This window comes from Burkholderia sp. 28_3, from assembly GCF_003253915.1.
Lineage (GTDB): Bacteria > Pseudomonadota > Gammaproteobacteria > Burkholderiales > Burkholderiaceae > Burkholderia > Burkholderia cenocepacia.
In genome coordinates, this window is record NZ_QKZF01000024.1 from 35,322 (window position 1) to 48,020 (window position 12,699).

Genomic DNA, 12,699 nt, shown 5'->3' on the forward strand with positions numbered 1-12,699 from the left:
ATGAAGTTCGACACGCCTGCAGGACAGAATCCCATCGACCGGATGACGGTCGTCGGTCAGCCATATGATCGCTACGAGGCCGGGCTGAAGACGACCGGGACTGCAACCTATGCGTACGAATATCACGACGTTGGCCCGGACGTTGCCTATGGCTACATCCTGGGCGCGGGCGTAGCCAAGGGGAGGATCTTGTCCATCGACACGCGGCGTGCGCAGGCAGCGCCGGGCGTGCTTGCCGTTGTCACGTATCGAAATGTCGGCCGGCTCGGTGTCGGCAAGTTCTATGTACAGCGCATGCTCGCGGCGCCGGACGTCGACCATTACCATCAGCCGGTGGCCGTCGTCGTCGCGGAGACGTTCGAGCAGGCGTGCGCGGCAGCCGCGCTGATTCGCGTGCAATATGTGCGCAGCAACGGGCAGTTCGACCTCGAGACGCAGATGCAGACTGCGCCGGTCGCGCGCCAGATGGCGTTCGGCGGGCCGACCGACACGCGCGTTGGAGACTTCGAGCAGGGTTTCGCACAGGCGCACGTCAAGGTGGACGAGACATACACGGTTCCCGATCAAGCGCACGCGATGATGGAACCGCACGCGACCATTGCGAAATGGGACGGCGACCGCGTGACGTGCTGGACGTCCATCCAGCAGATGAACTGGGGTACGCGCGATCTTGGCGCAATTCTTGGCATACCGCGCGAAAACGTCCGCTTGATTTCGTCGTTCGTCGGCGGTGGCTTCGGCGGCAAGGGGACCGTGCAGTCGGATCTCGCGCTCGCCGCAGTGGCAGCGCGAATGGTGCGACGCCCGGTCAAGATCGCGCTCCAGCGTCCAATCATGTTCAACAACACGATTCACCGACCGAAGACCATTCAGCGGATCCGGCTCGGTGCCACGCGCGACGGAAGGCTGATCGCGATCGGTCACGAGAGCTGGTCGGGCAATCTCGCTGGCGGGCGTACCGAACCCACGACGTTGTCGACGCGGATGCTCTATGGCGGCCCGAACCGGATGACGTGCGTCCGGCTTGCGACACTCGATCTGGCCGAAGGCAACGCGATGAGGGCGCCTGGCGAAGCGCCGGGGCTGATGGCGCTCGAAATCGCGATGGACGAGATGGCCGAGAAGCTCGGTATGGACCCTGTCGAGTTTCGTGTCCGGAACGACACACAGTTTGATCCCGAGCTTCCGCAACGGCCTTTCTCGTCGCGTCCTTTCGTCGAGTGCCTGCGCACCGGCGCAGAACGCTTCGGCTGGAACGCACGACAAGCGCGGCCCGGACAGGTCCGCGACGGTCATTGGCTCGTCGGTCTTGGCATGGCCGCGGCGATCCGCGGTGCGCCCATTGCCAAAGCCGGTGCGCGCGTACGGCTCGACAGCAGCGGGATCGTCACGATCGAAACCGACATGACCGACATCGGGACCGGAAGCTATACGGTTGTTCAACAGACGGCGGCCGAAATGATGGGTGTGCCGATCGATCGGGTCGTCGTCCGATTGGGCGATTCGAGCTTTCCGGAGACGCCGGGTTCGGGGGGGCAGCAGGGCGCGGCCTCCGTTACCGCAGGCGTCTACGCCGCGTGCACGAAGCTGCGCGAGATGGTCGCTCGGCGCCTCGGCTTCGACATTGCCGGGGCCGAGTTCGCCGCGGGCGAAATTCGCTCCGGCAGCAGAAGCGTTCCGCTCGCGCGCGCGGCAGACAACGGACCGCTCGTCGTGGAGGAAAGCATGGAGTTCGGCGACTTGTCGAAGCGGTTCGCGATCCAGACGTTCGGCGCCCACTTTGCCGAAGTCGGCGTGAACGCCTTCACCGGCGAAATCCGCGTGCGCCGAATGCTGGCCGTTTGTGCGGCCGGCCGCATACTGAATCCCAAGACGGCGCGCAGCCAGGTGATCGGCGGAATGACGATGGGAATCGGCGCGGCGTTGATGGAGGAGATGGCGGTCGACAAGCGATTCGGGCTCTTCATCAACCATGACCTGGCCGGCTACGAGGTACCGGTTCATGCCGACGTACCGCATCTCGACGTCGCGTTCATCGACGAGGTCGATCCGACAATTTCACCGGTCAAGGCGAAGGGCGTCGGCGAACTCGGTCTCACCGGTGTCGCGCCCGCGGTGGCGAATGCCGTCTACAACGCGACCGGCGTTCGTGTGCGCCAATATCCGATCACGCTGGAGAAGTTTCTCGATCGCTTGCCGGCAACGGTTTGATATCTCGGACACAGAGCAAATGCGGCTTACTTCATTCGACATGGTTACGCCGTCGGTCTCGCGGGGCAGACGTGCTGTCTGGCGCGACGGGGCCGTTCGGACACTTCTGCGGGCAGCGGTACTCGTTTTAGCCGTCGGCTTTCCGGCGGTACCGACGCAGGCAACTTCACATGAGGAATCGAACGACATGGCAAACACGGGAACGTCTCTTCCAAACGTTGCTGAAACGCTGACCGCGCGACAGCAGGCGATCGTGCCCATCGCGGCCTTTGCTGCCGCAGGGGACATCGACAATCTCACCGCTGCGCTGAATGAGGGGCTGGACACCGGTCTGACAATCAGCGAGATTCGAGAGATCCTGGTGCAGCTTTATGCTTACGCAGGTTTTCCGCGCAGCCTCAATGCGCTCGGATCGCTTATGAAGGTGATGGAGACCCGCAAGCAGGCGGGGCGCCAGGATACGGAAGGTCATGCGCCGAGCCGCCGTGCGCCAACCGGTGACGCATTGCTTGTAGCCGGTACGGCAAACCAGACGAAGCTGTCCGGCGGTCCGGTGAAAGGCGCATTGTTCGATTTTGCGCCGGCGATTGACCAATTTCTGAAGACTCACTTGTTTGGCGATATTTTCGAGCGCGACAATCTCGATTGGCAGAGCCGCGAACTGGCGACGGTAAGCATGCTCGCCGCGATGACAGGGGTCGATTCGCAGCTGCAAGCGCATATGCGCATAAGCATGAACGTTGGGCTTGCTGCTGGTCAGTTAAAGCAGCTCTGTGGGATATTGGCCGACCGCGTAGACGGACAGGCTGCCCGACGCGCGAGCGGGGCATTGGAGCGGCAACTTGCGGTAGCGATGGGGCACTAGGTCGCGGCGGTGAATCATACGCCGGCTCGATCGATTCGGACCGAGCCAACGTTCGGGGTGAATTGGCATCGGCAACCGGCCCGTGACATGTGCGCTACTCACGCAGTCTTACGCTCAGGCGAAGTGCAGATTCAATCGCATTGGCGGACGATGGGCGAACACAGCGCAAGCTGGTCGTCAATCGCTGGAGCACATCGACGTGATGACATCCAGGCTCACTCACCAAAGTCGCAGCTTCGGCAAGGACGACGAGCGCGGCGTCCGGCTCGCGGTCGAGCACCTGAACAAGAACCCAATCGTCGTGAACGGTCAGCCGGTGACGTTCCAGGTGGTCTCCGAAGATGACGCGGCCGATCCGAAGACGGGTGTGTCGGTCGCGCAGAAGCTTGTCGACAGCGGCGTCAAGGCGGTGCTCGGCCACTACAACTCGGGCGTGACGATCCCGGCATCGCGCATCTATCACAGCGCGAATGTTCCGATGATCACGGGAGCGGCGTCCAACCCGGCGATCACGCAGCAGAACTTCCCATACATCGTCCGTCTTGCGGCTAACGACAACGTGATCGGCGCACGCATCGCGGACTTTGCCGCAAATCTGCTGCATGCGAAGAGGGTAGCGGTAATCGACGATCGCACCGTGTACGGTTCGGGAGTGGCCGACGTATTCGTGGAAACGGCCAAGAAGAACGGCACGAACGTCGTGGCGCGTGAGTATTCGAACGACAAGGTGACCGATTTCAACGCGATCCTCACGCACATCAAGGCGACGGGTCCCGATGCGATCTTCTACGGTGGCTACTATTCGCAGGCGGCGTCGATCGGCCGGCAGTCGAAGCAACTGGGCCTGAGCGTGCCCGTCCTCGGCGGCGACGGCATCTGCTCGGTCGACATGCCGAAGCTCGCCGCGGGCGCGCTGGACAGTCGCGGCTTCTGTGCGGAGGGCGGCGCGCCGCTGGCGACGCTGAAGGATGGCCTGGAATTCGTGGCGCGATACGAAAAGACGTTCGGCGTGAAGAACGACGTTAGCCGTATCAATTTCGAACGACCTGATGGTAACGTCGTCCCCCACATGAGCGAGGCTCAAAAGGTGGCAGCTCGCTCGGCGGAAGGCCTCCAGGGATAGTTTGACGGCCGAATGTCGGGCGCTCCCAAGAACACGAACGGAGCTTCAACAGCCGCAGGATCGAGTGTTGGGGCAACTATGGGGGCCATTACTCAGCGACAAAAGCTCATCGGCTTGATAGTAAAGGCTCATATCGGTTAATTCGAATCAGGCCTCATCAAGGGGTTTTCATTGGCCTAGGAAGGCTAGACTTTGCTTCGCGGGACGAATACCTGCCGATTTCGTTGATATGCACGGTGTGTCATCCCGTTCACCCCTCCCGCGCAATCCGGAAAACCGCCATCGCGGCCTGCATGGAACCGGCCTGCTGCTCGAGCGCGGTCGCGGCGGCACTCGCCTGTTCGACGAGCGCCGCGTTCTGCTGCGTCATCTGGTCCATCTGCGTGACCGCCTGGCCGACCTGGTCAATGCCTGCACTCTGCTCGACGGTGGCCGTCGTGATCTCGCTCATGATCGTCGCCACGCGCCGCACCGACGCCACGATCTCGTTCATTGCTTGTCCGGCCTGCGTCACGAGCGCATTGCCGTCGCGTACATCGTCGATCGACGCGCCGATCAGTTGCCGAATCTCGCGCGCGGCGCTCGCGCTGCGCTGGGCCAGCGTGCGCACCTCGCCCGCGACGACCGCGAAGCCGCGCCCGTGCTCGCCCGCACGCGCCGACTCGACCGCCGCGTTGAGCGCGAGGATATTGGTCTGGAACGCGATGCCGTCGATCATCCCGGTGATCTCCGCGATCTTCTGCGAACTCGTGTTGATCACGCCCATCATGTCGACGGCGCGGCCGACCAGTTCGCCGCCGTGCTGCGCGAGGTCCGCCGCGCTCGCCGCGAGCGTGCTCGCCTGCTGCGCGTTGTCCGCGTTCTGGCGCACCGTCGACGTCAGCTGCTCCATGCTCGCGGCCGTTTCCTCGAGCGACGCGGACTGCTGCTCGGTGCGGCTCGACAGGTCGAGATTGCCCGCGGCGATCTCGCGCGCGGCCGTATGGATCGCGTCGCTGCTGTCGCGCATGCCGGTGACGGTCGCGGCGAGCCCGGCCTGCATCCGCTTCATCGCCGCGAACAGCTGGCCGATTTCGTTGCGGCCGGCATCGGGCACCGTCACGGTCAAATCGTTCGATGCAATCCGGTCGAGCAGCGCGGCCGCGTTCGCGAGCGGCCGGGACACGATCGCGCGCAGCGCGAAGTGCGTCGCGGCGATCAGTGCAAGCGCCAGCGCGACGCCGAGGCCGACCATCGCGATGATGCGGGCGTATGCGGCGTTGTCGTCGTCGATCGTGTCTTCCGCCAGCTGGTTGGCCGTGCGCTGGAATTTCTCGACGTTCGCCGAATACACCTGGCCGGCGAGCGTGATTTCCTTGTCGTTGATCTCGGCATACGCGGTGGTATCGCCGTTGCGCAGCGCGTCGGTCGCGCGGGCGAGCACGTTCGCGAGATGCGTCGACGATTCGACCAGCGCCTGCTTCAGGTCGGCACCGAGGCTGCCGATCGGCGCGGCGTCCTTGAACGCCTGCGTTTCCTTGGCGGACAGGTCGAACGTGCGCTGCGCGCTTTGCAATGCCGAATCGCGCTGCGCCGGGTCGTTGTGTTCCTTCAGTGCCGAATACGCACGCACGAGCGCCGAGCGGGTGCGGGTGCTGTCCTTGTACGCATCGTTGACGAGCGAGGTCTGCGTCGCGATGGCGTGCAGACGTTTCGCGTTCGTGTTCGCGCTGCCGAGCGCAACGACGCCGACGATGCCGCCGACGATGATCATCGCAGCGAACGCGGCCAGCACGGCGAGCAAACTGTTTTTTACCTTCAGATCGCGCATGGTGAATCGACTCTCGAAGTTATCCCTTGTCGGTTAACGACAGCGGATTTTTCAACTTGAGTCGATCGAGTGCGGTTTCGATGCGCGACCCGGCATCGCATGTAGGCAAACCTCGCGAAACGGGCGGCACGCGTGCCATGCCGCCCGCTCCGTCGCAAGCGGATCAGTTCGTCCCGTCGTACGTGACGATCTCGACCCAGTTCGCGCCCTTGCCGACTGGATACTTGCCGATCGCGTCGAGGTGGCCCGTGTGCCGGTCGATCCGGTACACCGCGAGCGTCGGCGACAGTTGCCCGGCCGCGAGCAGATACGCGCCCGATGGATCGATCGCGAAGCCGCGCGGCTGCTGCTCGGTCGCGAACGTGCCGATCCGCGCGAGCTTGCCCGACGCCGAATCGACACGGTACGCCGCGAGCGTGCTCGACGTGCGTTCCGACGCGTAGAGGAATGTCCCGTCCGGCGTCAGATGCAGATCGGCGCCCCACGGCTTGTCGCCATGAAAATCCGGCGGCAGGATCGATACGGTCTGGACCGGCCGCGCATCGGCGCCGCCTTGCGACAGCGCAATCACGTGCAGCTTGCCATCGAGCTCGTCGATCAGGTATGCGAAGCGCCCGTTCGACGAAAACACGAAATGGCGCGGGCCCGACTTCGCCGGCAGCCGGTACGCGGGTTCGGCAGCATCGGTCAGCTTGCCGTTCGACGCATCGAACGGCAAGCGCAGCCACGCATCGGCGCCGAGCACGGACGCGAACGCGTAGCGACCGTCCGGCGACTGGCGGATCGCATGCGCCATCGGGCCGGTCCTGATCGTCTGCTGCACGTCGCCGGCGACACCGTTCTCGCCGATCCGGTTGACCGCGAGCAGGTTGCCGCCGTACGACGCGGAGAACAGGTAGCGGCCCGACGCATCGGTCGACACATACGCCATGCTGTCCGCGAGCGGCGAGCGGCCGAGTTCGATCAACCGCCCGTCGAGCGGATTGATCGCGAAGCTGACGACGCGATAGGGCGTCGAGCGCAGCGCCGCGTACAGCCGGTGATGATCGGGCGACAACGCCATCGGCATCACGGTGCCGTCGACCGGCACGGTTTCGATCGCGCGCAGCGCGCCGGTCGACGTGTCGACGCCGAACACCGAGATGTCGCGGCTGTCGCTGTTCGATACGTACGCATACGTCGCGGCGTGCGCGAGCGAGGAGGCCAGCGCGAACGCAGCCGCCGCAACGGCACGCATGAGTGTTTTCGTGTTCATGGGGCTCTAGGTGAAGTAAAGGAAGCGGTGGATGCGGCTACGGAGCCGGACAACTTCGGTCGTCCGGCACAGCGTCGGGAGAGGCGCGCAATCGGAGAATCTGAATACCGCACGTCCGTTGAGCTGACTCGGCAACCACGCATGTAGGTGACGATTTTGATCGCACTGAAGACGCAAGGTAGTGCTGTCACGCCATCTTCGTGGTCTCGCCGATCGACACGTTTCGGATCGCGCAGCCTGCGCTATCAACTCATGCCCGAGCCACGGCTCATTTCCTGAGGAAGCATTTCCCTGGGAGCAGCGGACTGCAACACGAATAGGAGGTCCGTCAGCAAGGCGCGATCGTCGAGCGGCTTGCTGACGGGGTATCGCGTCCGGCGCGGCTTCGGTAGTGGCAATAGTGGTTGGATGAGTAGCCACAGTTCGACATTGAGTATAGGTTTGGCCGTGGCCTCCTCATCGGAGAAACAACGAAGAGGTTCACGGAGTAAGCGACGGGGTAGCAGCCCCTCGCAGTTCATTTTGTTAGGGTTCTTAGATCTGCGTCGGAATGGTGATGCTGCTTGGGCAAGACAAGGTCGGACCGTTGTCCGTAATTGGTACCACCGTGCCGTTCGAACTGGTCGAGGTCGTCACGCTGCTATGGTTGCCTACCTGAAGTTCGCCATCCGTAACCGAGAAGGCCCCGCCGCCACTGATCTGGCTATTGGTGATGCGGATCCCGGTGTCACCCGATTTCGGCACACCCATCAGGTTGTTCGAGAGCCCGACAATGGCGCCCTGGGTCTTGGTGGCGGTAGCGATCACGTTGTCGATGCTCACATTCGCGATGATCGGCAGGGCGCCGCCGGTACCGGACGCATAGGTATAGGTGAACAGGAACGGCTGCTGGACGTTGCGCATGCAAGTGTTCCGGTAGGTCACGCCCGTGGTCGCGCCACTATCCTTGGCAGTCTGGTCGGTCTTGATCCGGTAGCCATAGTCGGTGCCGCTGAATTGAACGGTGTCGACCGTCACCTGCGATACACCGGGGCTTGCGAGCGTGGTGCCTGCCGCTTCCTGTCCGCCGATCGAGATGCCGTGGCCGCCGCCGACCACGCAGTGATTGATGTTGACGTTCGAGGTGGCCGCACCGCCCGCGTTGGATTTAATGGCGATATCGTCATCGCCGGTATCGAGCAAGCAGTTCTTGATCGTGGCGGTCTGGGTGCCGATGATGTCGATCGCGTCGGTGTTCGGTGCGAGATCGTTGCCGCTGGAATTGCGTTTCGGGTTCGCGTAGATCCACACGCCGTCGATCGTGACGTTCTTCGAGCCCGATTCGATCACCAGTTGCTCTTTCGGCGAATTTCGAATGATCAGCGCGTTGTCGGTGGCGTTGGTCGAACTCGGAAGGCTGATGATCGACTGCGATTTCCCGGCATCGGTGAAGTTCGAGCCGATCTGCAGATTCGAGCCGGTGATGGCAATCAGCTTCGGCCGGGGTGTGTTGTTTTGACCGACTGCTGCCGGCCAATAGTCCTGTCCGTCGCCATCGATCGCACCGGTGCCGGTGATCGTGACGTTGCTGAGATTGCTGCCTGCCAACATCGCACTGCTCGAGGGTTGCGACGGCGAACCTTTCAGCGTGAAGCCCTTCTCGAGCTTCAGTACGATGTTGCTGGAAAGGTTCACGCTTGTGATAACTGCCGTCGATATGCCGTTGTTGCTGGTCAGGTCGACCAAGCCTGGGCTGCTGCTGGTGCCGCTACCGGAACACTGCTTGATGGCGTTCTGCAGGTTGGTTGTATTCGTGCTCGGCACGCTACTCCATGGCGGCGTGCAGGTCTCGGCCTGGGCAGCTGCTGGCACGGCGAGCGCTGATAAGGTGGACAGGATGAGTGCCGCGCGGATGCTGATTTTCCCTTTCATCAGGTTTTTCCTTGTCTTCGAATGGAGGAGGGGGGGAAACCTAGTTCGGACGGTGTGCGGCAGCAAGCGGACAGTGAACTGCTGCCGGTCGGCGGCCGACATCGATCAGGGTCCGGCACGGACCCCGGGTGCTGCTCGGGACTGCCGACGTGCGGGAATCCGTGCGGATCAGCGCAGGTCGGTGATGGTGGTGTTGTAGAGCTGGCCCGCGATCGTGACGTTCTGCAGAGTGATGCCGTTGACGTTCCAGGCGTAGATCGGGCCGGGCACGGTGGCGCTGGCTGGCCCGGCGGCGGTCGGCGAGCCGAAGTTGCAGTTCGAGATCGTCACGCCGGTGATCGCGGGAATCGTCGGGGTGGGCGCGGGGCCGTTGTAGTCGAAGACGACAGGGCCCTGCGCAACGATCGCCTGGAAGCACGAGCCGGTCTTGCCGCCGAGCGTGACGTTGCTGGCCGTTACATTGGCGATGTTGACGTTCTGCACCTGAGCTGGGCGCGTCCGGATCGCGTCGCCGGCCGGCTGGTAGTCGCAGTCGAAGGTGATCAGCCCGCCCTGCGACGCGGAAGGATTGCCTGCCGCCGCAGTCGCTACACCGAGCGGCACCGTGCCGTTGATCGGGCTGCCGGCCAGCAGCTTGCTGCCGTATCCGCCGCCCGTCAGGCTCACGCCGTTTGGAAGGGTGACGCCGTTGACGTAGAAGTTGCGGACGAAACCGCCCCGGTTCATGTTGGTCTTGATGCGGATCGCGATATTCAGCGAGTTGGTCGCCCAGAACTGGTTCAGCATCGTCAGGTTGCGTGCGTAGATGTTCTCGACGCCGCCACCCATCTCGCTGCCGAGCGTGATGCCGCCGTGGCCGCTGTTCATCGTGCAGTTCTGCACCACGTGGTTGCGCGCCGAGCCGTATTCGGTATCGAGATCCTTGCCCGACTTGATGGCGATGCAATCGTCTCCGGTGTTGAAGACCATGCCGTCGCACAGCACGTTGTTGCAGGCATCGGGATCGAAACCATCGTTGTTCGGGCCGATACTATCGGCCATCACGCCGCGGATCACCACATTGGTACAAGCAGTCGGATGGTGCTGCCAGAACGGCGTGTTTTGCGTGTGGTAGTTCTCCATCAGCACATTGGTGCAGCCGATGAATTCGACCATACAGGGGCGCAGGTAATGGCCCAGTCCGAAGATCCGCTGTGCGACCGGCACGCCGGCTTCCGACAGCGCAGGCAGATAGTTCTGATCCTGCTGCCAGGGCGTCGCAGGATTGGTCAGCAGCGCATATAGCGATGCGGAGATGCCCGGCACCGCCGTCTTCAGGTCTACGTTATTCGGGTTGGCGTAGGCCTGCGAAGGGGTTGAGGAACTCGCGCAGCCATAGGCGCCGGTGGTGCCCTTGTAGGTCCACCAGCAGGTGGCTGTGTTGCCGGAGCCGGCGAACGGTGTCATTGCCTGGCCGTTGAGGATCGACGTGGCGCCCTCGCCAGTCAGCGCGATGTTGCTGGCATTGCGCGCATAGACGGGCGCACCGAAATTCAGGCAGTCGTTGGCCTGCCAGCGACTGTAGAAGAGGTTGCCGTTCGCGCCGCAATTGATTGGGCCGTCCTTGGCGTAGTCGGCCGGGTTGGGGCTGAAGAAGATCGTGCAGTTCGCGCTAAGGTGAAAGTTGACGTTACTCTGCAGTACGATCGGCCCGGCGCAATACCAGGCTCCCGCTGGTACCACGACACGGCCGCCGCCGGCCGCCGCGCATGCGCTGATCGCCGCCAGGAAGGCGGGACGCGAATCGAACGCGCCAGCACCTTGGGTCGCGCCCGCGCCGGGGCTCAGCGGCGACTTGGTCGCGTCGGTGTAGGGGCTCGTCTGGGCGATGACGGAGCAGGGCTGTGCGCCATAGGCCTCGACCTGGAAATCCGTGGCCCGGAAGGCCGACTGCGTGATTCCGTTCAGCGAGGAGATGATGTTGGTTGCCGAGCCGTTGGGCCCCCAGATCGGATCGGTCGGCGTGGTGGTGCCGCCCGGCGAGCGGGTGTCGGTCGGGGCTGGCGTGTCGATGCCGCCACCGCACGCACCGAGCAGGGCGCTGCCCATCATGACACCGTAGTACCCGAGGAAATGTCGTCTGGTAACCCGGTGCGCCGTGTTCTGCTTGAGGTCGTCGGGTTTTCCGTTGCAGTCGGGTGCGGTCACGGCTGTCTCCATCCTGGTTGTTAGATGATGTCGATACGGCAATGGTGGTATGACATCTATTGTCATATGTCGTCATGATGATACGCGGAACATGCGAATTTCGCGTACGTGACTACCCTATGAAAAGGATTCCGTAATCTTCTTGTATAACTGACGTATAGTTGAAACTTGAAGAATTTCCGGGCTTGTCTTGTAGAGAACGAGACTGGCGCTGAACACGAGGGGCAGAGGTGAAAATTACGCCTTAGAAATATGATGTCGTATATTAAAGAGACGACTCGAGGTGCGCGACAGGGAACGGTACTGGTGCGCGAACGCCGTAAGCCGCCTGTCAAAAGAGCATGATCACGAGTCGAATCGGGCGATCCGGGAAAGGCGTCACCCGACCGTGATTTCCGTGCCTCGGTTCATTGCGCTTCGGGCATAGCTGCCCGGATCGATCGCTGGCAGGTTGTAGCAGCGGTGGTCGCGACGTGAGCGCCGATTGCTCGGGCTACCGCTCGATGGGCTGAAGAGTCTGAACGGGCCCGGCGCGACAGCTTCAATTCGAGCGTCGCGCCGATGTCGCCTTGCGGCGCGTCGGTGCGACGGCCGTTGATTCCCTGACCACGAGTTCCGGTGTGCCGCACACACGCGTGCTTTCGCTTGGCGGTTCTCCCTCGATCATCTCGAGCGCCATGGCAATCGCATGCGCGGCGATCAGCGGCGTCGGGAACCGGACCGTCGTCAGCGCGGGACGGAACTGGTGCGCGAGCTGGATATCCGTCATGCCGATGACCGAGAGGTCGTCAGGCACGCGCCGGCCCAGGTCGGCCGCCGCCTGCAGCGCGCCGATCGCCATCAGGTCGTTGGTCGCGAACAGTGCAGTGAGATTCGGATGCGCGTGCAGCAGTGCCATAGTGGCGTCGTAGCCGCCCTCGATCGAATCGTGCGTCGACACCGTCGTGACCGCACGTTCGGCATGGCCGCGCGCCGCGAGCGCATCGACGAAGCCGCGCAGCCGCACCGGCCGCCGCGAAGTCGACCGTTACGCAGGGCAGCGTATGCGACGCCGGCACGTGCTCCAATATGCACAGCACGATAGCTGCGCCATGGCGCGAGAGGTCGGCTAGTTCGGATGGCGAGATCGCTATCTTCGCGCCGGGAATGTCTTGGGATCTACCGCTATGCTCGGTGCCATCCTGTTCAGCTTGTCGGACATCGTCAGCGGCCTCATTTTTATTCCGATCCCAGCTTATTCGCCTCACTGACGTTTAGCCCCTGTTCCGCAAATGGACTGGATTTTTGTTCGCTCGGTGAAGCAAAGATCAATCAGGACATGGAAGCTTCCGGTGCTG

At 63.1% G+C, this 12,699-nt stretch carries 7 protein-coding genes and 2 pseudogenes; 3 read left to right on the top strand and 6 right to left on the bottom strand.

The window, feature by feature from the left end; genetic code table 11:
* The 3 genes from paoC (at window position 1) to DFS13_RS33085 (ending at window position 4,199) form a co-directional block, all read left to right on the top strand.
* Window positions 1-2,211: an aldehyde oxidoreductase molybdenum-binding subunit PaoC gene (paoC, locus tag DFS13_RS33075; protein WP_111442644.1), complete on the top strand. Its 2,211-nt coding sequence runs from the start codon at window positions 1-3 to the stop codon at window positions 2,209-2,211.
* Window positions 2,212-2,398: 187 nt separating this feature from the next.
* Window positions 2,399-3,076 carry a carboxymuconolactone decarboxylase family protein gene (locus DFS13_RS33080; RefSeq protein ID WP_059620084.1) on the top strand — a complete coding sequence of 226 codons (678 nt, stop codon included), beginning with the start codon at window positions 2,399-2,401 and terminating at the stop codon, window positions 3,074-3,076.
* 82 nt (window positions 3,077-3,158) lie between these two features.
* Entirely contained in the window at window positions 3,159-4,199 is a 1,041-nt protein-coding gene (locus DFS13_RS33085) for a branched-chain amino acid ABC transporter substrate-binding protein (RefSeq protein ID WP_258400022.1), read from the top strand.
* A 250-nt stretch (window positions 4,200-4,449) separates the two neighbouring features.
* Here the strand turns inward: DFS13_RS33085 and DFS13_RS33090 are convergent, their stop codons facing one another.
* The 6 genes and pseudogenes from DFS13_RS33090 to DFS13_RS33115 form a co-directional block, all read right to left on the bottom strand.
* On the bottom strand, window positions 4,450-6,009 hold the full coding sequence (locus tag DFS13_RS33090; protein ID WP_111442646.1) for a methyl-accepting chemotaxis protein: 1,560 nt from the start codon (window positions 6,007-6,009) through the stop codon (window positions 4,450-4,452).
* Window positions 6,010-6,172: 163 nt separating this feature from the next.
* On the bottom strand, window positions 6,173-7,264 hold the full coding sequence (locus DFS13_RS33095; protein WP_111442647.1) for a beta-propeller fold lactonase family protein: 1,092 nt from the start codon (window positions 7,262-7,264) through the stop codon (window positions 6,173-6,175).
* A gap of 248 nt (window positions 7,265-7,512) precedes the next feature.
* Window positions 7,513-7,770: pseudogene (locus tag DFS13_RS41250) on the bottom strand (hypothetical protein); the annotation flags it as partial.
* A 28-nt stretch (window positions 7,771-7,798) separates the two neighbouring features.
* Window positions 7,799-9,175 (bottom strand): glycoside hydrolase family 28 protein, encoded by a 1,377-nt coding sequence (locus DFS13_RS33105; protein WP_111442649.1) that lies wholly within the window; start codon window positions 9,173-9,175, stop codon window positions 7,799-7,801.
* 168 nt (window positions 9,176-9,343) lie between these two features.
* Window positions 9,344-11,266: a glycoside hydrolase family 28 protein gene (locus DFS13_RS33110; RefSeq protein ID WP_241308703.1), complete on the bottom strand. Its 1,923-nt coding sequence runs from the start codon at window positions 11,264-11,266 to the stop codon at window positions 9,344-9,346.
* A gap of 637 nt (window positions 11,267-11,903) precedes the next feature.
* Window positions 11,904-12,489, bottom strand: a pseudogene (locus DFS13_RS33115) (LacI family DNA-binding transcriptional regulator); the annotation flags it as partial.
* Window positions 12,490-12,699: the final 210 nt, after the last annotated feature.